Below are 264 nucleotides of genomic sequence, written 5' to 3'. Positions count from 1 at the left end.
TATCAACATTAGATTTAAAAGAGACAAAAGTGGTATGTGCAGATAAAGGCTATGATTCAGAACCACTGCGTGAACAGATCAGGAAAACAGGGACTAAAGCGAATATACCAAAGAAAACAAATAGCCAATCGAACAATGACCATATGGACTGGTATTTATATAAAATCAGGCATTTAGTTGAAAATATGTTTTGTAGATTAAAGCAATTTAGAGGAATAGCTACTCGATATGACAAGCTCAAAAGAAATTATCAAAGTTCTGTTG

The 264-nt window shown here is 33.0% G+C and carries 1 protein-coding gene; it reads left to right on the top strand.

All coding sequences use genetic code 11. The features are described from left to right. Positions 1 to 264 (top strand): transposase (locus AXW61_RS17015; RefSeq protein ID WP_155858691.1); only part of this gene is annotated, 264 nt, incomplete at both ends.

The organism is Acinetobacter sp. BMW17 (assembly GCF_001592855.1).
In the GTDB taxonomy this organism is placed as follows: domain Bacteria; phylum Pseudomonadota; class Gammaproteobacteria; order Pseudomonadales; family Moraxellaceae; genus Acinetobacter; species Acinetobacter johnsonii.
Note: the sequence above shows the minus strand (reverse complement) of the source record. Positions and strands in the feature narration are given on the sequence as shown.